Origin of the sequence: Paenibacillus sp. J45TS6, assembly GCF_018403285.1 — a bacterium.
Taxonomy (GTDB): domain Bacteria; phylum Bacillota; class Bacilli; order Paenibacillales; family Paenibacillaceae; genus Paenibacillus.
Genome location: NZ_BOSJ01000001.1, coordinates 548537 through 573295, shown reverse-complemented (window position 1 = coordinate 573295; position 24759 = coordinate 548537). Strand labels below are relative to the sequence as shown.

Genomic DNA, 24759 nt, shown 5'->3' with positions numbered 1-24759 from the left:
GAAAGGTTCTGCGCCAACGATCTAAAGCACTTCGTGCTTTACTTAGGCCAATCACCTTCAAATCAAATCCAGCTTCTGTGAAAATTTCTGCCGGTCCTTTGCCAGCTTGGTTTTGTTTAACCGCTAGTAGTTTGAAGTCAGGGGTATATTGAATCGTTCGATCTGTCACGATTCTAACATTTGGATTGGCCTCTAATTGTCTTTGTTGGTGTTCATTAAAGATGATCTTACTCATGAAAAATACTCCGTTCTAAAAAATTGTAATGTTAGTATAACGGGACTTTTCTAGAAAGAAAATAGAAAAACCCCGAATGGTAGTCACTTTTTAAGTGTCTACCATTCGGGGTTCAGTTCAAAAAATCATGAGGTTTCTTTTTTTTTTATAATGGAGAGGCCACTCTATCTTTCTTTCATTTGATAGTGTTCCAGCTTGCTTGCACTACCCGATGTAAGTTACACTATCCACACTTCCCTATTTTTGTATGAAATGGACAATAAGGATTCATTCTTTTATCATCAAATCCTAGTTATAAATTGTACTTTCCGCACTTATTTCATGTACAATATAAGGAAAAACTACTGCCTATTAGGAGGTAATACAATAAATGCCTGTGACTAAGGAATCAGTACATACTATATCCAGAGTCAAATCGAATCTCGAATCTACTATATTAGGCAAATCATTTGAAATTAAGTTGCTTTTGACGGCTTTATTAGCTGGAGGGCATGTGCTTATAGAAGACGTTCCTGGAACAGGAAAAACACAGATGATTAAAGCACTCGCTCGTTCGATGAAGGGAGAGTATCGCCGAATTCAGTGTAATCCTGATATCTTGCCAAGTGACATTACAGGGGTCTCCGTATTTCATCCACGGGATGAACGTTTCTACTTTAGACCTGGTCCTGTGATGACGAATATCCTTCTTGCTGATGAAATCAACCGGGCGACGACCAAATCTCAGTCCGCTTTGCTTGAAGTTATGGAAGAACGCAGTGTAACCGTAGATGGGGATACATATGATCTTCCTAAACCGTTTATGCTTTGTGCCACCCAGAACCCGATTGATTTTGAAGGAACATATACACTTCCAGAAGCACAGCTGGATCGATTTATGCTGAAGTTTAGCCTCGGTTATCCGGACGCAGAGACGGAGAAGTATCTATTAAAAGAACATCAGCAGGGACAACCGGCAGACAAACTTACTCCAGTTACTACAATGGAAGAAATCGCATCCATTCAAGAGGAAATTCGCAGTGTGTACATGGAAGAAGCGGTTACCGATTATTTACTTGGGATCGTCCGCAGAACAAGGGAACATCCGGCAGCACTGCTTGGTGCGAGTCCGCGTGCCGCAATCTCATTTATGAACGCAGTGAAAAGCTACGCCTTTTTGCATGAAAGAGATTACGTCATTCCTGATGATGTGAAGGTTCTAGCTCCTTATGTGATCTCGCACCGGATCGTACTGAAACCAGAAGCTAGGCTTGATAATGTCAGTCAGGAAACCGTGCTTGCACAGGTGCTTCGAAACGAAAAAGTTCCTGTCTCGATGGAGCGCTGATATTACATGCTGAAACTGGGGCGGTTTAGGCCGTTGCAATTTATGAAATCCAGACTATGGGTGGTGCTGCTAGTATGGATTACATGTCTGTTTTACGTTTTATTTCAAGGCGGTAAAACATCGATTATGCTTTTTGGTATGGTCAGTTTACTGAGTATATATTTAGTGCTTGGCAAGTTTAACGGAACTGGCCGAACGAAGGGTGAACGAAAATTAACTTCGGGTAACGAACATGCGGATCTGCTTCATGCGGGCGATCAAGTTCAGGTACGGCTGGATTTACAAATTCCCGGAATACTTCCATTGCCCTATGTTGTAATTAGAGAAGTATTAAAACGCCATAATGGAGAATCTTGGTCATTTGAAGAAAGTCTGATTCCCAATATGCGAGGAAACGGTACGCTTGTTTTTCAAACCCCGCCGCTTGAACGCGGGAAATATCATTTTACAGATACAGAATGTGTGAGTGAAGATATTTTCGGACTGATCGAGCATAAAGGGAAATTCCAAGCTCAAGGTTCGTTCAGAGTACTGCCGAGAACCGTTTTTGTCCCTTACTGGCAGCTGTATGATCGGAACTCCAAGTTATCTGGTCCGCAGACAGCAATGATGAAGTCTCGCCGAGAGACAACACAAATTAATGGCGTTCGTGATTATGTGTATGGAGACCGGTTATCTCGGATTCACTGGAATGCCACAGCAAAAACAGGGCAGTGGAAATCGAAGGAATTTGAACATGAGTCCGTGCCGAAAACGATGATTATCTTAGACTCACGAGCACTTGGCTATAAAAATTCAGAACAGTATGAACTTGCCGTTTCTACGGCAGCCTCACTTCTCGAATACGGCAGCCGAGAGCGGATGGGAATGGGTCTGTGTACCCTTAGCGAGAAAACAACTTGTTTTCAGCCGACCGATAGCTTGAATGATCGTTATAAAATGATGCACCATCTAGTCGATCTGGATTCGAGTGGAACTGGAAATTTACTCTCGGGCGTGCAGGAATCGATTCGTTTCTTTCCGCAAGGTGCATTTTTTGTTCTCATTTCGGCCGAGCATAATTCAGAGATCATGGAAACATTGCGTTTTGCAGGTTCCCGAGGGATGACGGCTTGTCACATTCAAATCATCAGCAAATCCGAACCAAAGTCAGAAAGCGAATGGATCTCAATGCTTCGTACTCGAGGAATAAAAGGGTATAGGGTGTCTGATTTGCAAGAACTGCCCTCAGTTCTAGGAGGAGGGAATGCATGAGGATCTTTTCTAGCAGACAAAAACGTTCCTGGTATGACGCATTCGCATTATTATGGATTGTTATCATCGGGATGCAGTGGGTCTCTTATACAGAGCCTATCTGGTTCCAGCAGACGACCGCACTTGTCGCCGTCACATTAATCAGTGTAGCCATCTGTGAGATGATTATTCCATTTCGTACAAGTATTCGAATGGTTCTGAAATTCATCCTTATCGGATTTGTTTTATATTATGTATTATCTTTTTACGGTGTTTTTATACCAAATGGCACCTTACCTGAGAACCTTACTGCCTTTATTGCTAGCCTGAATCCTTATGTTTGGTTTGCAATTTGTACGTGGGTGATGATGGAGTGTATCATCCGGCTCATAACGGATGCAAGAAAAGTGCTGATGTTTCTTGGTTTGAACATTGTTGCTCTAGGCATTCTAGATTCTTTCACGCCTGCTGTCCTATGGAAAGAAGTAGCTTGGACTGCATTTGCAGGTATGGCTTGGCTTGTATGTCTACATCTTCGGTCATTCCAGATCAAATATCCTTTAGGTTGGAAAAGATTACGACGCAATCCTTTTAAAATTGTTGCCAACGTAATTGTTATCTTTTCTCTGATTATCGTTGTCGGTGTAAATATGCCGATCATACCTCCTATTTTGACGGACCCTTACACGGCGTGGGTTAAATATAGAGGAGATATTGCCCCGACGAATTTTTCTTCCAATGGGGAGAATGGAAACTTTACTAACTCTGAATCTGGATATAGCAGAGAAGATAATCAGCTCGGCGGTGGTTTTAATTATGATTATTCTCCTGTTATGACGATATATACGACAGAACGGAGTTACTGGCGTGGTGAAACACGGGATGAGTATTCCGGTACAGGTTGGCAGGAACCTTCTTTTTCACGTCGATCTTTTGATGATGCAGATCTGGGAAGTGAACTTAATAACGACGGCGCTGCGGCTCGGGGAAATACGAAGCAAGTAACCCAATCTGTCACAATGCTTAATGATAAGGTGTATCCTGTTCTTTTCGGCGCGTATGCGATTAATGAAGTGGTCTCAGTTGATGGAGAGAGCGAAGCGAATACGCTATTATGGAAAAGTGAACAAGCTGAGCTTCACTGGGATGGGAGCCGTGATACGCCTTTTCCTAGAACCTATACGATTCAGTCCGAAGTACCGTTAATTCCAGTGGACACGATCAAAGCTAAAACATACGAAGAACTGTACGGAACAGATGAGATTAATTCTGATTACTTACAGATTCCTAATCGTTTCCCTGAGCGAGTTACCGAGCTTGCAAAAGAAATTACAGCAACTTCAGAATATCCGTATGAAAAAGTCAGTTTACTGCAAAACTATCTAACAACCAATTTCAGTTACACAAACAATCCCGATCTATCGTTAAAACAAAGCAATGACTTCGTAGATGGTTTTCTGTTTGAAATAAAAGAAGGATATTGTGATTATTTCTCGACTTCACTTGTCATGATGGCACGTTCCTTAGATATTCCAGCAAGATGGGTAAAGGGCTATGCTCCTGGTCAGGCTGATTTTGCTGAGGATGCTGCGTTCTCACAGAACAACGGTGAGATGTCTTCCATGTCATACGTGGTAACAAATGCAGATGCTCACTCCTGGGCTGAAGTGTATTTTGGAGAGGAATACGGCTGGATTCCGGTGGAAGCTACTCCGGGATTTAATATGCCGCTCCTTACCAGTGCAGAAGATGCAGATCCAGAGGAAACACCTGAGGAAGAAGAAGAGGTTCAGCCAGAAGAAACACCAGAACCGATTGCAGATGAAAAGGATGCTGATTTTACCGTAAGTCCGATTATTGGATGGACCGCTGTATCTGTATTAATCCTATGGGCAGGATATATTATATGGCGCAATCGATATATACTGCATTTCTATGTGCTTAGATTAAGATTAGGTAAGCCGTTAACACCGGATCAAAAAGTCGTCGTAGAAACAGAGCGGTGGATTCGTACGGTTCGGCGTAAAGGATTGCGCCGAGAGCAGCACGAAACGCTTCGAGAATCGGTTACAAGATGGGAACAGGAAGTTCCTGTAGTCGCAGCTGAACTCTCTGAACTGCTAAGACAATTTGAAATGGCAAGGTATAGCCCGGATCATGTGCAGGAGAATGCTTGGCAAGAGGTACAAGACATAGCTGGACAAATGAAGAAAAGGCTGAAATCGGCACGGGTTTAAGCTTTCCCCGTGTCCGTTTTGCCTTTTTACTAACTGTACAGATTATGTTATAGTTTGTCGTATGAAATTGAGGTGAACATGTTGTTTAAAAGGCTAATACCAAAACTCCAGGTGGAAACCGTGTTTGATATTGATTTGGAAGCATTATATGAACGTGGATATCGCGGAATTATTACAGATCTTGATAACACACTTGTGGGAGCCAAGGCACCTGAAGCAACCCCGGAACTCATCGCTTGGTTTGAGAAGGTGAGAGATGCTGGGTTTAAACTGGTCATTGTTTCCAACAACAAGTTGACTCGGGTGTCTACCTTTGCTACTCCCTTAAAGATTGAGTATGTACATGAGGCACGAAAGCCCTCGAACACCCCGTTTCGCAAAGCAATGAAAATGATGGAATTAACAGAAGAGCAGACGATTGTAGTCGGAGATCAGATGCTTACGGACGTGTTTGGAGGAAACAGACTAGGACTCTATACCGTTCTGGTGCTGCCTATTGCAATTGCAGACGAAGGGATTATGACGAAGATTAACAGACGGATCGAACGTATTGCGTTATCCAGTCTACGCAGGAAAGGCCTATGGCTTGAGGAGGAAAAGAAAAAATGAATCATATGCATGACGGCACAAAAGGAAGATGCAGCGGATGCGGTATTCTACTGCAGACAGAACAACCTGAGCTGCCGGGATATACACCCATTAAAGCGCTGGATCGCGATCCTGTCATTTGCCAGCGTTGTTTTCGTATTAAAAATTATAGCGAGGCATCTTCCGTTACGGTGGATCAGGATGAATTCCTGGCTCTGCTCAGTAAAATCGGAGATAAAGATGCACTCGTTATTCATATTGTCGATTTGTTCGATTTTGAAGGCAGTATGATTTCAGCACTGCAGCGCTTTGTCGGTAACAATCCGGTATTGCTTGCGGTAAACAAAACAGACTTGCTTCCTAAAGTAACGAATTGGAATAAGGTTCGTAACTGGGTTCAGATGCAAGCTAAAGCGCAAGGGCTGAAAACTGTAGATATCGTGTTGTGCAGTGCTAAACAGAATCAAGGTTTCGATAGACTCCTTGAATCCGTTAACGAACATCGCGGAGATCGTGATGTATACGTCGTTGGTGCGACGAATGTTGGAAAATCAACACTCATTAACCGATTGATTCGCGATTACAGTGATTTAGACCAGGAACTTACAACTTCTAGATATCCAGGGACAACGCTGGATATGGTCCATATTCCTCTTGATGATGGAGCATCCATCATTGATACGCCAGGTATCGTATATCCATGGCGTTATAGCGAGATTGTATCGCGCAAAGACTTATCTGCCATTATGCCGGATAAGCCGCTTAAACCAGCTGTCTATCAGCTGAACAGCGGACAAACTCTGTTCTTTGGCGGACTGGCACGATTTGATTTTATCGAAGGAGAGCGTCAGTCTTTCACTTGTTACATCAACAATGCAATTAAGATTCACCGGACCAAACTGGAGCGTGCAGATGAACTTTATAAAGATCATGCAGGCGAACTATTGTCCCCTCCATCTCGTGAGGATATGGAAGATATTCCAGAATGGACGCGTCATGATTTCCGCATTAAAAAAGGAAGTCGCAATGATGTCTTTATTTCCGGTCTTGGCTGGATCAAAGTGAACGGACAGGAAGGAGCTCTCGTTGCAGTACATGCACCGCGCGGAGTTCGTGTTATGGTTCGTCCTTCCTTAATCTGATTAGCTCTATCTGAACATGGGAGTTCACAGGGGGAGACAGGATGTCAAACAAAGTACAAGGACTTAAGCCTAGTGGGTATACACTTCTTGGGGTGATGGGTGACCCGATTGCACACAGTAAGTCTCCCGCTATGCATCAAGCAGCACTTTATGATACAGGTTTGCATGGGGATTATGTCCCCTTGCATGTGAAACCGGAGGGCCTTGATGCAGCTGTTAAAGGAATAAAGTCAATGGGATTTCGCGGCGTAAACGTGACAATTCCCCATAAAGTAGAGATCATGTCTTATATGGATGAACTCGATGACAGTGCAAAGCTTACGGGCGCAGTTAATACCGTGATTCATGAAGAGGGCAGGCTAATCGGATATAATACGGATGGAACCGGTTATGTCAGATCGTTAAAAGAAGAAGCCATCTCTTCGCTAGAGGGAAAACATATTGTCGTGATTGGTGCTGGCGGTGCTGCCCGGGGGATTGTGTATGCACTGCTTCTGGAAAGCCCGGCTTCGATCACCATCCTTAATCGAACCATTGAACGCGCTGAGAAGATGGCTGCCGATTTCAAAGCGATGGGACAAGTCCAAGGACTACCTATATCGGAGGCACATCAAGCACTTTTACATGCGGATATTATCATTAATACGACTTCGGTAGGGATGCATCCTAATCTGCACGAAACTCCTATTGATCCAGACGCTTTGTCAGAAGGGATTGTAGTAAGCGATCTTATATATAATCCACTGGAGACAAAGCTGCTTTCCATAGCAAAAGAAAAGAAATGTATCATTCACGGTGGACTTGGTATGTTTGTATACCAAGGGGCGATCGCTTTTGAACATTGGTTTGGTATTCCTGCACCTGTTCACGCCATGAGAAAAGCAGTACTAGAAAGTTTTTAATTATCGTAGTCTGTATTCCTCATATTCTGTCATACGAATGGACAAACATTAGAGGAATGCAGATTCCAACAGAAAATGCATATTATAAGGGGTTAATACAATGTTAACGGGTAAACAAAAAAGATTTTTACGTTCACAGGCACATCACTTGGATCCTGTGTTCCAAATTGGTAAAGGCGGCACGAATGAGCACCTGTTCCGTCATATTGAAGAAGCAATTGAAAAACGTGAACTCATGAAAATTTCCATCTTGAGCAATAACCTGGATGATAAAAAAGAAGTAGCAGCTGAACTGGCAGAGCGTACAGGCAGTGAACTTGTTCAAATTCTTGGAAACACGATTACTCTATATAAAGAGTCACGCGATAATAAGCAGATTGAATTGCCGCGAAACTAAACAAAGAATAGATTATGTGATGTAAAAGGAGTAGGCCGTATGAAGGTAGGTATCATGGGCGGTACGTTCGACCCTATTCATATGGGGCATTTGCTTGCGGCAGAGACGGTGAAGGATGCTTATAAGCTTGACGAGGTATGGTTCATGCCTTCTCACATTCCACCGCATAAACAAGCAGCAGGAGCATCAGGCGAACAAAGGCTGGATATGACCAGACTTGCGACGGAGGGTTATCAAGATTATTCAACGCTTGATATTGAAGTCGTTCGCGGAGGGGTATCCTATACCATTGATACAATCCAGCTCTTGCAAAAAAAACATCCGAATACCACTTTTTATTTTATCATCGGTGCAGATATGGTGAATTATTTGCCGAAGTGGGAGCGGATTGAAGAGCTTGTCCAGCAGATTACCTTTATCGGTGTAGGCAGGCCCGGATTTGATCTGCATTTGGATGATCTTCCGGAATTTTTGCAAAGCCGCGTGCTTCTTGCAGAGATGCCGCTGGTTGATATTTCATCAACTGCGATCAGAAGACGTTTAGCAGGCGGCAAATCGGTGCGGTTCATGGTACCTGACTCGGTCCTTACGTATATTACAAGGAGCGGATTATATGAGTCTAAATCGAGATGAATTAATTAAAGCCGTCTCCGAACAGATGCCTCCTCAGCGCTGGAAACATACAGAAGGTGTCATGCAAACAGCGGTAGTGCTTGCTGAACGATTCGGAGCAGATCCGGTTAAAGCGGATCTTGCTGCTATTTTGCATGATGTAACGAAGTACTGGCCTGTCAAAGAGATGGAAAAGATCATTCGGGAGAATAACTTGAATCAAGATCTTCTTCTTCATGATAAACAGTTGTGGCATTCAGAAGTCGGTGCTTTTGTAGCGGAACATGAGTATAAAGTGACAGATCCTGAAGTTCTGAGTGCAATTAAGTGGCATACTTCCGGACGTGTAGGAATGAGTCTTCTGGATAAAGTGGTGTGTCTTGCAGATTATATGGAGCCGGGACGAGACTTCCCTGGAGTGGACCGGATACGTGAACTTGCAGAGCATAGCCTCGAAGAAGCTCTTTTAGCCGGATTTGATGGTACCATTACTCACCTTGTTTCTCAGAGAAAGATCATCTATCCTTTAACGATTTTTACTCGTAATGATTTAATTGAGCAAATTAAGCTAATGGATAAATCCAATACATTCAAAATCGGAGGTTGATTCATGAGTATCTCATCCAAGGAATTACTTCAGATTGCAGTAGAGGCGGCAGATGATAAAAAAGCGATGAACATTGTAGCCCTTGATCTTAAAGGGGTTTCACTTGTTGCTGATTATTTTGTTGTTTGTCACGGGAATTCAGATACACAGGTACAAGCCATCGCTACAGAAATCCGTAAACGGGTGCAAGAATCCGGAGTTCAGATAAAAGGACTAGAAGGAATGAATTCTGCACGCTGGGTACTGATGGATCTTGGTGATGTGGTGGTGCACGTGTTCCACCGCGATGAGCGGGAATATTATAATATTGAAAGACTTTGGTCAGATGCTAAAGTGGTGAATAAAGTATGAGTTTAGTAGCAGGAACGGTAGTTACACTCCCGGTATCCCGGGAAGTATCCCCGTATGGATATTTTTTATCAACAGGCAGTGAAGATGTATTGCTGCACTATTCAGAGCTGACGCGAGATATTAAAGTCGGAGAAGAAGTGGAAGTTTTTCTATTTTTCGATACCGATGATCGACCAGCGGCAACAATGAAAAAACCTTACCTCACCTTGGGTGAAATGGCGAAGCTGGTAGTAGCTGACGTACATCCAAGACTGGGTTGTTTTCTAGAAATGGGACTTGGACGTCAGTTGTTGCTGCCGATTCGCGAGCTTCCCGAAATGAGGGAGCTTCATCCGCAAGTTGGAGATGAGGTCTTTGTCATTATGGAGCATGACCGGCAAGGACGCCTTCGCGCAAAACTTGCAGGGGAAAGAGAACTTGATCCTTTGACGTTCCATGCACCGACGACCTGGATGAATGAATGGGTAGAAGCAACCGTGTATAAACCGCTGCAGATGGGTACTTTTGTGCTTGTAGACGGCGGAGTATTAGGTTTTGGCGCGATTGGGATGATTCACTCTTCCGAGCGAACTCGTATGCTGAGACTAGGAGAGAAAGTAAGCGTTCGTGTAACCCTTGTTCGTGAGGATGGAAGAGTGAATCTTTCTATGACTCAACGTAAGGAAATCGGACGTAATGAAGACGCTGAGCGTATCCTTGAATTTATTAAGGAACGGCCAAACGGAGCCATGCCTTATTCTGACCAGACACCGCCGGATATTATAAAAAGTAAATTCGGAATGAGTAAGTCTGCTTTCAAGCGTGCCATGGGCAAGCTTATGAAAGACGGCCTCGTGACTCAGGATGAAAACTGGACGTATCTTGTTAAAAAAGAAGAAGCGTCTGAAGAATAAGCAAGCAACCTTATGTTGTAATGGAGTAAACGAGCCCTTTAAGGGCTCTTTGCTTTTCATGAAAGGATGTTTTGTCTTTCATGATTTGAGAGAAGCGGAGCGTAGTGTCCAAATCATGCTGGGTTTTGTCTTTGAAGAAGTTCATGATTCGAGAGAAGCGGAGCGTAGTGTCCAAATCATGGTGGGTTTTGTCTTTGAAGAAGTTCATGATTCGAGAGAAGCGAAGCGTAGTGTCCAATCATGATGGGTTTTGTCTTTGAAGAAGTTCATGATTCGAGAGAAGCAAAGCGTAACGTCAAATCATGAAGGATGTTTTGTCATTGGCTAGCAGTAACTAGCTCTTGACCATGATTGGAGAGAAGCGTAGCGTCCAAATCATGCTGGGTTTTGCCCTTGACTCACAAGTTCCTGCCAGTAAAACTGCAGGAACTCACCCAGTTGCCCCTCTAAACTTAGGGGCAACCATATTTTTGAAAACAAAGTGGAAGTAGTAGGAAGCGGAAGTGGATGGAATGGTTCTATCGAAGCGAAGCGGGCGCCTTTGTTATCGGATTTCTACCTTGGCTGGTTTTATACAATCTGGAAATCCGAAAACAACAGCGCTCGTAAGAACCATCCATCCACTGGAGCCATAAATCAGGAATCGCGCGAATAGCAGAATCCTGCCCACACTTTCACTTTATTTTCAACCTTATTGTTAACATCAAGTTTTCTCAGGAGGTGTTCCCTATGTCCTATCGCAAATTTGCTTACGTATATGATGAACTGATGGAAGATATGCCTTATCCCGAATGGATTCGATTTGCTAGAATTGCTTGGGAGAAGCATGGAATACCTAAAAGTGTTGTAGAACTCGGCTGTGGTACCGGTTCTCTGACCATTCCTTTAGTTAAATCCGGATTTGAAGTAACGGGAATTGACCTTTCCGCTGATATGCTGTCCGTAGCACGGCAGAAGCTAGAAGAAACTCCGCAGGGAAACCGTTTCTTCCGTGAAGGAACGATCCGCTGGATCCACCAGGATATGCGAAACTGGGAACTGCCGGAACCCGTTGATACCGTTATTTCTTTTTGTGACAGTATTAATTATTTGCTAAAAGAAGAAGATATTATCCGCACGTTCCAAAAAACGTTTCAAGGTCTCAAGTCAGGAGGTACGTTCCTGTTTGATGTACATCACCCGAGCACTTTTATTCGTTATGAGGAAGAGCAGCCTTTTGTGTTAGATGAAAAATCAATTTCATATATATGGACTTGTGATTTAGATCGTTCCAGTTATGAAATTGAACATCATTTAAGCATTTTTACGCGGGCAGAGGGCAGCGGACCCGATGTATATCACCGTTTTGAAGAAGTTCATAATCAGAGAGCATATGATCCGGAATGGATGAAGAGGCAGCTGGTTGAAGCAGGTTTCCATGATGTGAATATTTATGGGGATTTTGAATGGGAACCAGCAAATGAGAATACATCGCGTTTATTTTTTGTAGCCGTTAAAAAGTAGAGTCCAAAGCATCTTTTCTTGATTTATAGAGAAGGATGCTTTTTTTTTACCATAATTCAATTATATGATAACTACACATAGAACCGAGAAATCATTTAGGATATAATGGATAGAAAATGGGGATTAAGGGCAGGTGTTTAGTAAATGAAATTTAGTGAATATGCTTATGAACGGCCGAATGTGGCACGTTTTGAAGAAGAGTTTAATGGGCTGCTCGCCACGTTCCGTGAAGCAAAAAATGCAGATGAACAGGAAGCAGCTATGGTGGCGATCAACAAACTGCGCGGGGCTTTATCCACACAGGAAACGCTGGTGTCAATTCGCCATTCCGTAGATACCAATGACGAATTTTATAAGGCGGAGCAAGATTTTTTCGATGAAACATCGCCTATGTTCCAGAAATATTCGACTGAATTTTACGAAGCGCTTGTGAGTTCCCCTTTTAGAGCTGAGTTGGAGAAAAAATACGGTAAACAGTTATTTCAGATCGCAGAGCTTACGATCAAAACATTTAGTCCGGACATTATCGGTGACTTGCAACAAGAGAATAAACTGACGACGGAATACTCGAAACTGATTGCTTCGGCTAAGATTTTTTTTGAAGGGGAAGAACGTACCTTATCGCAGCTTGCTCCTTTCATGCGGTCTACAGATCGAAACATGCGTAAACGTGCGGAAGAAGCACGCACTGCTTTTTTGAGCGAACATGAAGAGCAGCTTGACCGGATTTACGATGAACTGGTGAAGGTAAGAACCAAGATGGCGAAGAAACTTGGATTTCCGAGCTTTGTGGAGATGGGTTATGCCAGAATGAATCGAACGGACTATAACGCTGATATGGTGTCGAGCTTCCGTAAACAAGTGCTAGAGGAGATTGTTCCGGTAGCTACGAAGCTAAAAGAGCGTCAACGCGAGCGTGTCGGGGTAGATGAGCTCTATTATTACGACGAGAATATCGTATTCCCATCAGGAAATGCAGCGCCAAAGGGAAATCCGGAATGGATTGTTCAAAACGGCAAAAAAATGTACGACGAACTAGCCCCGGAAATGAGCGAGTTTTTCAATTACATGCTGGACCATGAACTGATGGATCTGGTTAGCAAAAAGGGGAAACAGAGCGGAGGTTACTGTACCTTTATTTATGATTACAAGTCTCCTTTTATTTTCTCCAATTTCAATGGGACTTCAGATGATATTGATGTCCTCACGCACGAAGCAGGCCATGCATTTCAGGTGTACCAAAGCCGAAATTACGAAGTGCCTGAATATTTATTTCCTACATATGAAGCGGCTGAAATTCATTCCATGAGTATGGAGTTCTTAACCTGGCCGTGGATGAATCTCTTCTTTGAAAATGAAGTGGAAAAGTATAAATTTGATCATTTGTCGAGTGCTCTTCTATTTATTCCTTATGGTGTTTCCGTGGATGAATTCCAGCATTATGTCTACAGTAATCCAGATGCAACTCCGGCAGAGCGTAAACAAGCTTGGCGTGAGATTGAGCGTAAATATCTGCCGCATCGTAATTACGAGAGCAACCTCTATTTCGATCAAGGTGGTTTCTGGCAAAAACAAGCTCACATTTACCAATCTCCATTCTATTATATCGATTACACACTGGCTCAAATCTGTGCATTCCAGTTCTGGAAGCAGTCCAGAGAGGATTATCAAGCAGCTTGGACGAATTATTTGCACTTGTGCAAATTAGGAGGAAGTTTATCCTTTACCAAACTGGTGGAAGAGGCAGGTCTTATTTCTCCGTTTAAAGACGGGTGTGTAACTTCTGTAATTACGAGTATTGAAGAATATCTTAATTCTATAGATGACAAAGCCCTATAAATTGAGAGGATCAGCAGGATCTCTTTCTACTGGCTATTTTCTTCTTAAAAACAAAAGGTATGACAGGAGTTTACAGCGTTATTTGACTTTATCTGTTACAGTCTTGTATAATGATTGCGATTAAACTTAAAATGTTTTCGATGAAGAGGAATAGTAATAGAACCTATGCATAACAGAGAGCCAGCGGGTGGTGCAAGCTGGTTGCCATGGTTGTATGAACTCGCCTTGGAGATATGAGGTCAGGCTATATTTATAGGGTAAGCCTCATCGGTTCACCACCGTTACAGGGTGCTTAAGGGAGTGGACAGCGAAGCACGTATGTCCGCTAACTAGGGTGGTACCACGGGAATCTAACCTCTCGTCCCTAGCGATGACACGCTATGGGATGCGGAGGTTTTTTTGTTGGTCCGTGATACGTTTTGGCATGGTATGACATGCTCAAGGCGTGATCCGGTTCTAACGTTTCATATGACGAGGAGGATGGACATTGAGTCAGAAAGAACAGCCGAAGCACGGCTATCAACCGCAATCCATTGAGCCGAAATGGCAACAATATTGGGATGCTAACAAAACATTTAAAACAGGGGAAGAGGCAGATAAACCGAAGTTTTATGCCCTTGATATGTTCCCTTATCCTTCAGGAGCAGGTCTCCATGTAGGACATCCAGAAGGATATACAGCGACTGATATCGTATCTCGCTACAAAAGAATGCGCGGATATAATGTTCTTCATCCGATGGGTTGGGATGCTTTTGGACTTCCGGCAGAACAGCATGCGATTGATACAGGAGAACATCCGCGTGATATAACGGTGAAGAATGTAAATAACTTCCGCCGTCAGATTAAATCACTTGGATTTTCATATGACTGGGATCGTGAGATCAGCACGACAGATCCTGACTACTACAAGTGGACACAGTGGATCTTTATCCAGCTGTACAAACGTGGTCTTGCTTATGTATCTGAAGTTCCGGTGAACTGGTGTGAAGAGCTTGGAACGGTTCTTGCAAACGAAGAAGTAATTGATGGGAAAAGTGAGCGTGGAGGCTTCCCTGTCGTACGTAAACCAATGCGTCAATGGGTACTGAAAATTACTGAATACGCAGACCGTCTTCTTGATGATCTGGATGAACTGGACTGGGCAGAGAGCATTAAAGATATGCAGCGTAACTGGATCGGACGCTCCAAAGGTGCGGAAGTGACGTTTGAGCTGGAAGGACATGAAGAACAGCTGAAAGTATTTACGACACGCCCAGACACGCTGTTCGGTGCAACTTATGCAGTTCTTGCTCCTGAACACGAACTGGTGGAGAAGATCACGAAACCGGAGCAACAGGCTGCGGTGAAAGCATATCAAGATCAAGCGGCACGTAAGAGTGACCTTGAGCGTACGGATCTTGCGAAAGAAAAAACAGGTGTATTTACTGGCGCGTATGCGATCAATCCAATCAGCGGTGCAAAAGTGCCGGTATGGATTGCGGATTATGTCCTTGCTGGTTACGGAACAGGTGCGATTATGGCAGTGCCTGCACATGATTCTCGTGACTGGGAATTTGCAAAACAATTTGGTCTTGAAATCATTGAAGTGGTATCGGGCGGAGATGTGGAAAAAGAAGCCTACACGGGTGATGGCCCACACGTAAATTCCGGTATGCTGGATGGTCTTGAGAATGAAGAAGCTATTGCCAAAGCAATCGCATGGCTTGAGGAGAATGGAAAAGGCGAAGGAAAAGTAACGTATAGACTTCGTGACTGGCTCTTTAGCCGTCAGCGTTATTGGGGTGAACCTATTCCAATTCTGCATCTGGAAGACGGTACGATGAAAACTGTACCTGAAAGTGAACTTCCGCTTGTGCTTCCAGAGATGGATGAGATCAAACCGTCCGGTACGGGCGAATCACCGCTTGCAAATGCAACGGACTGGGTAAACACAATCGATCCAGAAACAGGAATGAAGGCGCGCCGTGAGACCAATACCATGCCGCAATGGGCTGGAAGCTGCTGGTATTACCTGCGCTTTATTGATCCGCACAATGATAAGGAACTGGTATCCAAAGAAAAACAACGTGAATGGTTGCCAGTTGACTTGTACATTGGCGGAGCAGAACATGCGGTACTTCACTTGCTCTATGCACGTTTCTGGCATAAAGTTCTGTATGATCTAGGCATCGTTGATACGAAAGAACCATTCCATAAACTCGTAAACCAAGGAATGATTCTTGGAACCAATAATGAGAAAATGAGTAAGTCCCGCGGCAACGTAATTAATCCAGATGAGATTGTGGATAAATACGGTGCAGATACGCTGCGGATTTACGAAATGTTTATGGGGCCGCTTGAGGCAACCAAACCTTGGAACGAGAATGGCGTAGAAGGAGCTTATCGTTTCCTAGCACGTGTGTGGCGTTTGTTTATTAATGAAGATGGTACGCTTAATGAGAAAATTGGCGATGGCGGAGATGACGATTTCAAACGTACATGGCACAAAACAATTAAGAAAGTTACCGATGATCTCGAGCATCTACGCTTTAATACAGCGATCAGTCAGCTGATGATCTTCACTAATGATGCGTACAAAGCAGACCGTCTGCCACGCGAAGCAATGGAGAACTTTGTACAGATGCTTGCTCCTCTTGCTCCGCATATCGCAGAAGAGTTGTGGTCACGTCTTGGTCACGAAGAGAGCATCAGCTATGTATCCTGGCCGCAGTATGATGAGGCACTAACCGTTGATGCAGAAGTAGAAATCGTAATTCAAATTAACGGTAAAATCGTACAGCGCGCAAGCGTTGCAGCTGATCTTGATGCAAAAGGTCTTGAAGCGTTCAGCTTAGAGATTCCTGCAATCAAGGAAGCACTAGAAGGCAAAACCATCCGTAAGGTGATTGCAGTACCAGGCAAACTGGTTAATATTGTTGCCGGTTAATCTCACCTGCACCAAATTCAGCATCTAGCGCTTCCAGGTCTTTTTCGTACTTCGCGTGCGTGACCTGAATGAGCTGATCAAATACACCCGCGAGGCTTGAATCAAGCAGGTTCAAGGCTTTGGCGGTTATACCGCCGGGTACGGCAACACGTTCTTGGAGCTGTGACGGAGTCACAGCTCCTTCTGCTAGTAATTTACCTGTACCAAGCAGCATTTCACTCGCAAGACGAGTCGCTTCATCTGAAGTGATTCCCGTCTTGCGAACTGCTGCATCAATCCATTGTTCCAGAAAAAAGGCAACAAAGGCAGGTCCGCAGCTGCTAAAATCAGAGCTGATTCGGGTATAGGTTTCTTCCACGCGTATCGGTCTGCTAATGTAGCTGAATAGCATCTCAACCCGTTTTTTGTCTTCATCATTCATTCGATTTCCATGAATACATAAGGAAGCGCCGCTGCCGGTTAAGTGAGTAATACTCGGAATGATTTTCGTGATTTTACATGGTAAGACGGATTCCAAGTGTCTGATTTGAACAGGACTCGTAATCGAGATCATGATCTGATCAGGAGTAACGACGGGTTTAATATATTCGATGACTTCTTTAAATTCATGCGGTTTGATACAAAGAAATACAATGTTGCTTCTTTCGGCAGTTTCACGATTGGTTTCTGCTGGATAAAGACCTGGATGCAGAGAAGCTAAGTTTACGACTTTTTCACGGGTTCGATTGCTTGCAGTAATTTGATACGCGTCAAGTGCTCCGGAAGCAAGGAAGGCGTTAATGAGTAAACTTCCCATGCTGCCGGTTCCTATAAATCCGACCTTCAACATCTTGAGGTTCCCCCTTTCTTGCTTTACGGTACTGGCGCGGGCACGTTCTTCTTAATGTATGCATCAAGACTTGGACGACATGACGATAAGTTTTACCTAGGTATGATAATCGTTTGGGAGGTTTTGAATACGGTGAAGAAAGCGACAGTGCTGTTAACGATTGGGGCTTTCCTTGGGAGTGGTTTAATCTTGTTCGGAGGAAAGAGTGACCCGGCGCCTGCGGAATGGACTGCTATTAATGACAGGGCAGCTATATCGGTGAGTGATACGACAGCAGTGACACAGCAGGAGGAGAGCCCAGCAGTTTCGGATAAAACTACTTTACCGGAAATACAGCCGGCAGTTCCTACTGTAGAGAAAGAGATAGAAAAAGAAATAGAAAAAGTAGAAATTGATAAGACAGGACCTAATGAAGTTGATGCAAAACCGACGCAAGAGGAAACAGTAAAGCCTGCCGAGACTACTTCTATAGAAGAACAAGGTACTCAGAGTCAGAGCGCTCCATCTTCAGCCAATACAGATGGCAGAATAGCCGTAAATACAGCATCACGTGAAGAATTGATGAATCTACCTGGTATTGGTGAGAAGAAAGCACAAGCAATTATTGATTATCGTACAGAACACGGCTCCTTTACCAAACCGAGTGACCTGACCAAGGTCAAGGGGATCGGGATGAAGATGCTTGAGAAAATGTCACCCTATGTTGTGATAGATTAGAGTATTATTTTATCGAGACTTTCTGAATGCTTACATTGCAAACATTTAAACAAACTTAGAGGTAAGGAGAAGTGGAGAAGGATGAATACGGGGGTAAGAAAAGACTGGGATACGTACTTCATGGATATTGCTTATATGGTATCTACTCGTTCCCGGTGTTCGCGCAGACATGTAGGTGCAGTTCTCGTTCAGGGGAAGAAGCTGCTTGGAACCGCATATAATGGAGCGCCTATGGGTGTGCCGGACTGTTTGGAAGCAGGATGTATGATTTCGGAAGAGTACGAATTAATCGTTAAAGACGGCAAGGAAGAAATGATCAAGAAACAGCGCTGCGTGCGCACGATTCATGCAGAGCAAAATTTGCTGCTGTTTACTGATCGTGCGGACCGGGAAGGTTCAAGTGTTTATGTAACAGATGAACCTTGCTGGACTTGCGCTAATATGCTTGCGAACAGTGGAATCGTTGAGATTGTATATCACCGGCCATATCCGAAAGATACATCAAAAGTGCGTCAAATGATGGAGCAAAAAGGGATTACCTTCCGTTCACTGAGCACCTATGAACCTCCAAAAGAAACTATAATGACGGTGCTTAATTAGAGATATAAGATCAACAATAGAATACAAGGATCGAAATAATAAGGAAGAACCTTATGAAGAACAGTGTCAAAGCTGGCTCTTTATAGGGTTCTTCTTTTCTTTTTGAGGAGGAAAAGGACTTTGAAAGGGAGGCCGCTTGCCTTATTTTGTGTGTGCTGGATTATGGGGAGTTCGGCAGCTTATCTCTATAATGGATGGTCCCTGATCAGGATCCTCCTCGGAGTCTTATTGCTGCTTGGTATATTCCTCTATTTGCAACGAATACAAGGAGTATATTCGCTAGTTTTGCTGATGGCTGTTCTTGTGTCTTCTTGTTATATGGAGTGGACAGAAGTGCGTAACGTGAGCAAACTGCCGACCACGCTTAACGTGATACCTGCTGAAGTAGTCGGGATGTCCGTTGAGGTGGAGGGGACGATTGCCTCTAAAGTCAAAGTCGACGGAGACCGGGCACAATTTGTACTTTCACTTCAGGGTGTCCGCCCGCTAGGGTCCGGTAATGAGAAAGTGGAAGATAAACTCTCTGAAATTAAGGAGAAGGTGCAAGTTCAGCTTAAGCTGCTGGAAGAAGGAGAGCAAGAGATAGCAGAGGGATGGAAACGAGGAGATCAGATTCAATTTACAGGCACCTTGGAGATCCCGGGGGGAGCGAGGAATTTTGGGAGTTTTGATTATGGACAGTATTTACAGCGTCTTCATATTCACTGGTTGCTCAAAGGAAAAGGTGCAGAAGGAATTGCCCATGAGCCTCTTGAAACGTGGTTTAGTAAGTATATCGTACTCCGACTGAGTGATTCAGCTCGAAAAGAACTAGGAAGCCAAATGGAATCTATGTTTGAGGAACCTCATGCCGGATACATGAAAGGTCTTGTTATCGGTATTGGTGATGAGATTGATGCAGATACGTACGGGGATTTTTCTAAACTCGGGCTTACCCATATTCTCGCTATATCTGGAATGCATGTCGCAATTTATGTTTCGGGACTGCTGTTATTGTTATCTCTTCTTCGGCTCAGTAAGGAGACGGCACTTGTTGTGACTTTTCTGCTGATCCCGTTTTATGTGTTGTTGTCGGGTTCATCTCCCTCTGTAGTGAGAGCAGGTATAATGTCGATGATGGGGCTGTATATGACGAGGCAGGGTCTGATGAAAGATGGGCTCAATATTCTTTGCCTCACTGCTCTTATCATGTTGTGGATGGATCCGTATATGCTGGTAAATGTCAGTTTTCAGCTCTCTTTTTTAGTGACAGCGGGTCTTATGATCTTTGTTCCGCTGCTTCAGCCTCACTTTAATGCTTGGCCTAAGTGGCTGTCGGGAACAGCTGTCATCACCATTGCGGCTCAGTTGCTATCTTTTCCAATGACGGTGTTTTATTTTAATCAGTTTTCCCTTTTATCATTTGGTGCCAATTTCCTACTTGTCAGTTTTATTAGTTTTCTTATTCTCCCGCTCGGCGCACTTGTGCTGTTGCTTGTTTACATATGGGAACCTGCAGTGAAACCGATCGTATGGATTGTCTCTTGGCTGAATCAACTAACCTTTGATTTTGTAACCTGGCTAAATACCTTTGATCAGTTTGTGCTTATTTGGGCTAAACCTCACTTTATAATCGTCCTGAGTTATTATTTATTGCTATATTACCTCTTCCAACTGCTTAAGGAATGGAAGATAAGCAAACAGCCGATCCCTTTGAGTTCAGAGGATACGGTTCCGCTCACGCCGCTGTTGCAATCGGTACAGCCGGATGTAAAGAGGATGAGTCACACTTTTTCTTTTGCTAATGGATTTGTCCCTGTGCTGAATAACGAGAAAAAACAAGGTTTACTTAGCGGTGGCACCCGTCTGCAACAGGTATTTCAAGCCGTACAGATTTCATCCGCTTGGCCGGAGCTGGAAAGTCTATTTTCAGTCCAAGGCGCAGGATATTATGCACGGGAACCTTTTACTTTTGTGAAGAGAATCACGGTGATTATCTTATCTATTGTTTTGTTAGCAGGTCTAACGATTAGTTATCAAGGTCCCTATCGCAAGGGGGAAGGAACGGTTGCATTTATTGATGTGGGGCAAGGAGATAGTATGCTGATCACTACGCCAACAGGCAAGCATATTCTTGTTGATGGTGGAGGCACCATTCAGTTTGGACAGCAGGCGAGCTGGAAACAGCGAAGAGATCCATATGAAGTAGGCAAATCACTACTCGTGCCACTGCTTAAAAAGCGAGGAGTTCATAAACTCGATGCGGTCATTCTAAGCCATGCGGATCAGGATCATGCGGGAGGACTGCAAGCTGTATTTGAAAATATACCCGTGTCTAAGTTCATAAGTAATGGGACGATAACGGATAAACCTTTTTATCAAGAACTTATACATACAGTATTGGAACAAAAAGTGACGATGTATGAAGTTTATGACGGAATGGAGTATCGCCCTGATTCAGAGACCACTCTTTCTTTTATTGCTCCTGAGGAGAATATCCTTCATACATCTTCAGACGATATGGGAGAAATATCCGCACTGCCTGTTCTCGAAGAGCAAAACCATGTGTCTGTTGTATTTTTGATGGAGATGGAGGGGGTATCTTTTCTGTTTACAGGCGATGTAGACAGCGCTGCGGAACTTGATATTTTGGATAGAATAAAAAACTCAGCTGACGAAAGTCGCTCCAACAGCAATAGTAATAGCAGTATTAGCAGCAATAACAGCAACAACAGCAAAACAGTTCCGATCGATGTACTAAAAGTTGCTCATCATGGGAGCAAATCTTCAACGACGGAAGAATGGCTGAACTACTTTCAGCCTCGTCTTTCCGTTATCTCGGCAGGAGTAAATAATACGTATGGTCATCCTCACCCGATTGTCACAGAGAGGTTGGAAGATCACAGAAGTGAAATTTTTAGAACGGATATGATGGGAGAGGTCCAAATTCGGGTTCGGGATGGGGAGATCCAGACGAGGAGTGTTTTAGGCAGTGAGAAATAGGCGAAGACAAAAGTGGATCAGCGACCAAAAGCAATGAAGAGAAGAGGTAAGGGTTGAAAGAGTTATGGAATGCTCTGAGTGAAAACGAAAATCCACTCTTGGCTTTACTTTCTTCTTGTAGTAGGGAAAATTCTATTGAATATCAACTGGAAGGCTAAGAACACAAGTGAACCTACAGTGATATAAATAGTTTGAGCAGTAAAAGTATCAAAATTCAGAATGAATGCCGAAAAGATAACCCCGCTTATTAAGCCTAAAAGACAATATTCGAAAGTTAAAAGTAAGATAAAATACTTGTTATTTCTTCTTCTGTACATGAGCAATCCGTCCACCAATATAGAGAGTGGCATAATTAAAAAAAGGAAAATAGCAAGGTTAATGAGTAGTGTTATCGTAAATGTGTAACCAAAAGAATAATAGTGTACATCTGCCAATCTTTCATCCAAAGGCACATACCGATAAAGACCTGTGACAATAGATAATAAAATGGCAGTGAATATAGCCGAAGCAATCTTTCCGCTTGGTCTATCAGCTCTTAGATTATTTGTCGTCATGGATGCTGACCTCCGTTTTCAATATCAAATGAATGAAGAGTCTTACTTTATTCTAGCAAAAACAGGAAGTAAGACAAATAATATTTGGATATTATAGCAGTAATTTGGAATCAGGTTTAGGATGGGGAGATCCAGACGAGAAGTATTTTAGACAGTGAGAAATAGGACTAGTATTCAGAAGCCCCGGTACGAGGTCATTTTTCGGCCGGGGTTCCTTCTTTCTAAGTATGAATAGATTGCATTAAGATTAACGATACCCTTCAGCGTTTGCCGGTTTTCCCGCTTCTTGTACTTCTTGTAGATAGCGGAAGCAGTCTGGCTGTGATCCATCTATATCTGTAAAATGGTATCTCTTTGCCAGCTCTCCGCTGGAACAGGAGCTGCCGTTTAGTTCATGTTTGTTTTCATCCATCGCTACCGCGGCAACCGCTCGTCCAATATAACGCGGAGATTCAGAGATGATAAAGTGCGGGTCTTTTTTCGTGCCATCTCTCCAGTTCTCCTCGGTGACACCAAAGACTTCAAGCATGATTTCTGATCGCATCCAGCCTGGTGTAATAGCAAGAACTGTACATTCATGAGGGGCGAGTTCGTGAGCAAGCGATTTTGCCATTCGAATGACTGATTGCTTTGTCAGATCATAAAATAGGGACAAACGGTAGCGATCCGCATTATAATCGGCCGTCCCATCGGTGATTTCTACCACGAGGCCTCCTTTATTTTGAATAAGCAATTTCAAGGCATAGTGACTTGTAATTAAGTGTGTTTCTACCCCAAGACGAAGCATTCGTAAGCCTTTATCGAGAGAGTGCTGCCACACCGGTGTATCCCACTCCGTCAAGTATTCCCCGCCCCATATATCGTTTACCAGGATATCAAGTTTTCCTTGCTCTTTTTCTATTTTCTCTATTAAAGATGCTACTTGTTCGGGGACTAGATGGTCTACTTGAACCGGAATACCAATCCCCCCAAGTTCAGTTACTAATTCCGCAGTCTCTTCAATCGTTTCCGGACGTCCATATTCTGAAATCTGCTTTTTGGTTGTTCGACCCGTTACATATACGGTTGCGCCTGCCGCACCTAGTTCCATAGCAATTCCTCGACCTGCTCCGCGGGTTCCACCTGCAACGAGTGCAACTTTTCCCTCTAATGGTTTCATATAGCCTCAGCTCCTATTCGGTATTGAGTATAGTATACTCATGAATGTAGACATCTATTGTCATATTAAGAAGAGAAGAGATCATTTCTTTTATATAAAAAGTAAGGGTGATATACGGTGCGGGCAGATCGATTGATTCGAATTCTATTGTTATTACAGAACCAAGAGAGATTGACTACGAAGGAATTGGCCCAACAATTGGAAGTGACAGAACGGACAATACATCGGGATATGGAAGCTTTAAGTGTGGCAGGGATTCCTGTTGTAGCTAGGCGGGGAAAGTATGGAGGCTGGCAGTTGATGGAGAATTATCGAACTCGTCTTACGGGATTGAAAAAAGAAGAAATCATGTCTTTATTTCTATCTCCTTCTCAGCATCTTCTAAAGGATCTCGGCTATCTACAAGACTGGACCGAAGCCCGGGAAAAACTCATCGCCAGTATTCCAAAGAATCTGCACAGTGAGGTGAAAGATGTTACGAATCGGCTTCATATTGACTCTAGTGCTTGGCGTCCCTCTATTGAAGTGATTCAAGTGTTTGAGTTACTGCACCAAGCGGTATGGGATCAACATAAAATAAAGATCGAATATGAACGGGCTGATGGAACAGTGGTTACACGCATTGTGGAACCTTTGGGTCTAGTAGCTAAAGGAGATACCTGGTATGTAGTTGCCGCTTCCGAAGGAGAAATAAGAAACTATAGAGCATCCAGGGTCATTTCTGCTGAAAAGCTGGACGAGCCGTTTGAAAGACCAGATGGTTTTCAGTTAGCTAGTTACTGGCAAGAAACAAAACAGCAATTTATTCGTAGTTTGCCAAGTTATGAAGCTCAAGTGGAAGTTTCTCCTGATATTCTAGCAAGACTCAAGTTTACAGGACGGTTTGTAAAAATAGCAGATCTGAAGAAACAAGAGGGATCATGGATTTCGGTTAAGCTAAACTTCGATACCGAAGAGGAAGCGAAGTCATTTATTTTAGGATTTGGTAATCAGATTCGAGTTATTCAGCCTCTCCAGCTAAAAGAACAAGTAATTCAGATGGCGAGGTCTATTATTGATTTTTATAATCATGACGGTATTCATCCTGAAGAGTAAAAGGATAGTGGAACTAGAATAGTGAATTAAA

General features: G+C 43.4%; 22 protein-coding genes, 2 pseudogenes and 1 other annotated feature. Of the genes and pseudogenes, 20 read left to right on the top strand and 4 right to left on the bottom strand.

The features are described from left to right. Positions 1-235: pseudogene (locus KJS58_RS02780) on the bottom strand (IS3-like element ISBsp3 family transposase); the annotation flags it as partial. Between the two features lie 370 nt (positions 236-605). Here KJS58_RS02780 and KJS58_RS02775 point away from each other — a divergent pair. From KJS58_RS02775 to leuS, 16 genes are all read left to right on the top strand, one after another. Next, entirely contained in the window at positions 606-1562 is a 957-nt protein-coding gene (locus tag KJS58_RS02775; RefSeq protein ID WP_213530218.1) for an AAA family ATPase, read from the top strand. 42 nt (positions 1563-1604) lie between these two features. Continuing rightward, positions 1605-2816 carry a DUF58 domain-containing protein gene (locus tag KJS58_RS02770; protein ID WP_374705772.1) on the top strand — a complete coding sequence of 404 codons (1212 nt, stop codon included), beginning with the start codon at positions 1605-1607 and terminating at the stop codon, positions 2814-2816. Then, positions 2813-5032: a DUF4129 domain-containing transglutaminase family protein gene (locus KJS58_RS02765; protein ID WP_213530214.1), complete on the top strand. Its 2220-nt coding sequence runs from the start codon at positions 2813-2815 to the stop codon at positions 5030-5032. The genes KJS58_RS02770 and KJS58_RS02765 overlap by 4 nt, the downstream gene beginning before the upstream one ends. A gap of 81 nt (positions 5033-5113) precedes the next feature. Continuing rightward, on the top strand, positions 5114-5641 hold the full coding sequence (locus tag KJS58_RS02760; RefSeq protein ID WP_213530212.1) for a YqeG family HAD IIIA-type phosphatase: 528 nt from the start codon (positions 5114-5116) through the stop codon (positions 5639-5641). Continuing rightward, positions 5638-6762 (top strand): ribosome biogenesis GTPase YqeH, encoded by a 1125-nt coding sequence (gene yqeH, locus KJS58_RS02755; protein WP_213530211.1) that lies wholly within the window; start codon positions 5638-5640, stop codon positions 6760-6762. The genes KJS58_RS02760 and yqeH overlap by 4 nt, the downstream gene beginning before the upstream one ends. Positions 6763-6803: 41 nt before the next feature. Then, on the top strand, positions 6804-7664 hold the full coding sequence (gene aroE, locus KJS58_RS02750) for a shikimate dehydrogenase (RefSeq protein WP_213530209.1): 861 nt from the start codon (positions 6804-6806) through the stop codon (positions 7662-7664). 100 nt (positions 7665-7764) lie between these two features. After that, positions 7765-8061 (top strand): ribosome assembly RNA-binding protein YhbY, encoded by a 297-nt coding sequence (yhbY, locus tag KJS58_RS02745; protein WP_213530207.1) that lies wholly within the window; start codon positions 7765-7767, stop codon positions 8059-8061. 39 nt (positions 8062-8100) lie between these two features. After that, positions 8101-8694, top strand: a complete 594-nt coding sequence (locus tag KJS58_RS02740; protein ID WP_213530205.1) for a nicotinate-nucleotide adenylyltransferase — start codon at positions 8101-8103, stop codon at positions 8692-8694. Further along, positions 8675-9280, top strand: coding sequence for a bis(5'-nucleosyl)-tetraphosphatase (symmetrical) YqeK (gene yqeK / locus KJS58_RS02735; RefSeq protein ID WP_213530203.1), 606 nt, complete (start codon positions 8675-8677; stop codon positions 9278-9280). Before KJS58_RS02740 ends, yqeK begins: the two co-directional genes overlap by 20 nt. 3 nt (positions 9281-9283) lie before the next feature. Continuing rightward, positions 9284-9631: a ribosome silencing factor gene (rsfS, locus tag KJS58_RS02730; protein WP_213530201.1), complete on the top strand. Its 348-nt coding sequence runs from the start codon at positions 9284-9286 to the stop codon at positions 9629-9631. After that, on the top strand, positions 9628-10524 hold the full coding sequence (locus tag KJS58_RS02725) for a CvfB family protein (RefSeq protein ID WP_213530199.1): 897 nt from the start codon (positions 9628-9630) through the stop codon (positions 10522-10524). The genes rsfS and KJS58_RS02725 overlap by 4 nt, the downstream gene beginning before the upstream one ends. A 58-nt stretch (positions 10525-10582) precedes the next feature. After that, positions 10583-10768 carry a hypothetical protein gene (locus KJS58_RS02720; RefSeq protein ID WP_213530197.1) on the top strand — a complete coding sequence of 62 codons (186 nt, stop codon included), beginning with the start codon at positions 10583-10585 and terminating at the stop codon, positions 10766-10768. Positions 10769-11005: 237 nt separating this feature from the next. Then, the gene (locus tag KJS58_RS02715) at positions 11006-11179 is read left to right on the top strand and encodes a hypothetical protein (protein WP_213530195.1); all 174 of its coding nucleotides are present in this window, start codon (positions 11006-11008) and stop codon (positions 11177-11179) included. 74 nt (positions 11180-11253) lie between these two features. Beyond that, the gene (locus tag KJS58_RS02710; protein ID WP_213530193.1) at positions 11254-12027 is read left to right on the top strand and encodes a class I SAM-dependent DNA methyltransferase; all 774 of its coding nucleotides are present in this window, start codon (positions 11254-11256) and stop codon (positions 12025-12027) included. Positions 12028-12171: 144 nt separating this feature from the next. Continuing rightward, positions 12172-13866 carry a M3 family oligoendopeptidase gene (locus KJS58_RS02705; protein WP_213530191.1) on the top strand — a complete coding sequence of 565 codons (1695 nt, stop codon included), beginning with the start codon at positions 12172-12174 and terminating at the stop codon, positions 13864-13866. Positions 13867-13997: 131 nt separating this feature from the next. After that, positions 13998-14235: a binding site (T-box leader), on the top strand. A 118-nt stretch (positions 14236-14353) separates the two neighbouring features. After that, positions 14354-16792, top strand: a complete 2439-nt coding sequence (gene leuS, locus KJS58_RS02700) for a leucine--tRNA ligase (RefSeq protein WP_213530189.1) — start codon at positions 14354-14356, stop codon at positions 16790-16792. On the opposite strand, the pseudogene comER reads toward leuS, so the two are convergent. Then, positions 16773-17636, bottom strand: a pseudogene (gene comER, locus KJS58_RS02695) (late competence protein ComER); the annotation flags it as partial. The gene leuS and the pseudogene comER overlap by 20 nt on opposite strands. Before the next feature lie 117 nt (positions 17637-17753). On the opposite strand from comER, the gene KJS58_RS02690 reads away from it, so the two are divergent. From KJS58_RS02690 to KJS58_RS02680, 3 genes are all read left to right on the top strand, one after another. Further along, positions 17754-18338: a ComEA family DNA-binding protein gene (locus tag KJS58_RS02690; protein WP_249716846.1), complete on the top strand. Its 585-nt coding sequence runs from the start codon at positions 17754-17756 to the stop codon at positions 18336-18338. A gap of 81 nt (positions 18339-18419) precedes the next feature. Beyond that, positions 18420-18938 (top strand): deoxycytidylate deaminase, encoded by a 519-nt coding sequence (locus KJS58_RS02685; protein ID WP_213530183.1) that lies wholly within the window; start codon positions 18420-18422, stop codon positions 18936-18938. Positions 18939-19058: 120 nt separating this feature from the next. Beyond that, positions 19059-21920, top strand: a complete 2862-nt coding sequence (locus KJS58_RS02680) for a ComEC/Rec2 family competence protein (protein ID WP_213530181.1) — start codon at positions 19059-19061, stop codon at positions 21918-21920. A gap of 104 nt (positions 21921-22024) precedes the next feature. Here the strand turns inward: KJS58_RS02680 and KJS58_RS02675 are convergent, their stop codons facing one another. After that, the gene (locus tag KJS58_RS02675) at positions 22025-22474 is read right to left on the bottom strand and encodes a hypothetical protein (RefSeq protein ID WP_213530179.1); all 450 of its coding nucleotides are present in this window, start codon (positions 22472-22474) and stop codon (positions 22025-22027) included. Positions 22475-22721: 247 nt separating this feature from the next. Further along, positions 22722-23633 (bottom strand): SDR family oxidoreductase, encoded by a 912-nt coding sequence (locus KJS58_RS02670; protein WP_213530177.1) that lies wholly within the window; start codon positions 23631-23633, stop codon positions 22722-22724. A 117-nt stretch (positions 23634-23750) separates the two neighbouring features. Here KJS58_RS02670 and KJS58_RS02665 point away from each other — a divergent pair, with 117 nt between their 5' ends. Beyond that, on the top strand, positions 23751-24728 hold the full coding sequence (locus tag KJS58_RS02665; RefSeq protein WP_213530175.1) for a helix-turn-helix transcriptional regulator: 978 nt from the start codon (positions 23751-23753) through the stop codon (positions 24726-24728). Positions 24729-24759 lie beyond the last annotated feature (31 nt).